The following is a 2,291-nucleotide window of genomic DNA, read 5'->3' as shown; positions in this document are numbered from 1 at the left end:
AGCACTGTTTAATGAAAAGCTTACAATTTTTGTTGCGCTATAAGAAAAATGCTCAGGTTACCGCCTGAGCATTTTCTATGTATGCTACAGGAAGCCACTTGCAAGATAACAGGCTGTTGCCCATATAAAGATGGCAGAGCATTTATTAAATAATCGCATTAGTTTTCCAGAGCGATCCAGTTTTTTGAACGAGGCTCCCGTCAAAGTAAGTCCGAAAAACCACAGCCAGGAAATTAAGACACAGGCGAGGGTAAAAATGATTTGCTCTGTCCCACTATATTTTAATGCGCTCGTCCCAATAACACCGATTGTATCTAATATCGCATGTGGATTGAGGAGCGACACAGAGAGTGCAAAGAATATTTGTTTTTTTACAGGCAGTGCTTCGCTATTAGTGGTAGATGACGGATTTGAACGCCAAATACTATAGCCCATATAAAGTAAGAACACGATACCAACCGTCATTAACGTAATTCGTAACCACTCAAATTGTAGGACAATTAATGATAAACCGAATACCGCTAGTAAAATCAACATTGTATCACAGATAGCTGCTGTCACACTTGCAGGCAATGCTTTGAATACATTTGGTTGTATAGCACCTTGCGAAAAAACAAAAACATTTTGTACACCTAATGGCAATATAAGACCAAATGCTAAAATGATACCATGAAGAAAAGCTTCCAACGACAATCCCTCCTTTCACTCTTCATTTTAGTTATGGTATAACTAAAAGAAAACGACCAATTGGATGGTTTTTTAGCCACCCAATTTTCTAGAATGGAAGGGGATGAATCATGAGCTGGCAGCCAAATAGACAAAGTGACTCCACGTTACAGCAACAAATTGTTCATTGGGTAATCGCTCAAGTGGAACGAGGGGACTGGGTGGCAGGGACAAAACTTCCTACCCAACGACAATTGGCTATGCAGTTTGAAGTAAATCGGAGTACAGTTCAACAGGCTTTGGAGGAATTAAAAGCAATAGGCATTCTTGAGGCAAAGATAGGCTCTGGTGTTTATGTTACTGACAATTCCTGGCATGCATTACTTCAGCAAACACAGCCGAATTGGCAAACCTATATCGAAACAAGTATTCATAAGCCAAATTACCACACCATCCAATTGATAAATGAATACGAGCAGCGTGATGATGTCATTCGATTAGGAACGGGTGAGCTTGCTCCTGACTTGTTACCAACTGAGGAAATGGAGTCTTCACTTAGAGAACTATCATTTCAGCCGAAAAGCTTAGGTTATTCTTCACCACAGGGCAATGATCAACTTCGTGCAGCAATCTGTCACTATGTTAAAAAAAGAGGAATCGATGCTGAGCCCCAACATGTCTGTATTGTTTCGGGTGCGCTGCAGGCATTGCAGTTAATTGCCGTTGGTTTATTAGAACAAGGGTCGATCGTATTTCAGGAACCAACCTCCTATCTAAACTCTGTCCATCCATTTCAATCGGTCGGTATGCAGATGATTGGCGTTCACCGTGATAATCAACTTGCCCAAACATTAGCTCAACGGAAACGAAAAAAACAAGCCGTCTTTTACGCTATTCCTACTTTACATAATCCAACTGGATATGTTTGGACAGCACAGGAAAAAAAGCTACTGTATGAAGCCTGTCAAGCAACGCGAATTCCGATAATCGAGGACGATGTCTATCAAGATTTGCTTTTTGAAGCTACATCTCCACCGATTAAAGCAATGGATCGAAGCGGGCAAGTCCTTTATATGGGGAGCGTCTCTAAAACCTTAAGTCCTGGGCTCCGCATCGGCTGGCTTATCGGCCCAACAACCGTCATCGAACGACTGGCAGATATTAAAATGCAAACAGACTATGGCTCAAGTGCCATCTCACAGGAAATAGTATTGCATTGGTTGCAATCAGGGAAATATGACAAACATATCGTAGGTTTACGCCAACAATTACAAGATCGAGCCGATTTTACAGAACGTATTTTGCAGGAAAAATTTAAGGATATCGCAAGTTGGGATAAACCAAAGGGAGGCTTCTATATTTGGCTCAAGTTTCATGAGCCTCTTGTAGATAAAGAGTTTTTTCTAAAGCTATTGCAACAACAAGTATTAATTAACCCAGGCTATATTTATGATCCTCAAGACCATCACCATATTCGATTATCTTACTCTTATGCATCCTATGAGGAATTACAGGAAGGCCTACAAATCTTGCATGACTGTGTCGTCGACGCTATGGGAAAGTGAGATATTGAGTGAAATCGGTATTATTTTAGGGGGATTTGCTCCAATTAGGGTGCAAGGTGA

At 40.9% G+C, this 2,291-nt stretch carries 2 protein-coding genes; one reads left to right on the top strand and one right to left on the bottom strand.

The window, feature by feature from the left end; translation table 11 throughout:
* Positions 1 to 84: 84 nt before the first annotated feature.
* Entirely contained in the window at positions 85 to 687 is a 603-nt protein-coding gene (locus tag RT445_RS20915; RefSeq protein WP_313471484.1) for a LysE/ArgO family amino acid transporter, read from the bottom strand.
* A 110-nt stretch (positions 688 to 797) separates the two neighbouring features.
* Between RT445_RS20915 and RT445_RS20910 the strand changes: the two genes are divergently transcribed.
* Complete coding sequence (locus tag RT445_RS20910; protein WP_313471483.1) at positions 798 to 2,231, top strand: aminotransferase-like domain-containing protein; 1,434 nt, start codon at positions 798 to 800, stop codon at positions 2,229 to 2,231.
* The last annotated feature ends 60 nt before the right edge of the window (positions 2,232 to 2,291 follow it).

Origin of the sequence: Lysinibacillus sp., from assembly GCF_032093475.1 — a bacterium.
Lineage (GTDB): Bacteria > Bacillota > Bacilli > Bacillales_A > Planococcaceae > Lysinibacillus > Lysinibacillus irui.
This window is presented reverse-complemented; position numbering and strand designations above follow the sequence as displayed.

What these genes read in the sequence shown, in the direction of transcription:
- RT445_RS20910 (WP_313471483.1), top strand. Translation starts at nt 798, where the DNA reads ATGAGCTGGCAGCCAAATAGACAAAGTGACTCCACGTTACAGCAACAA.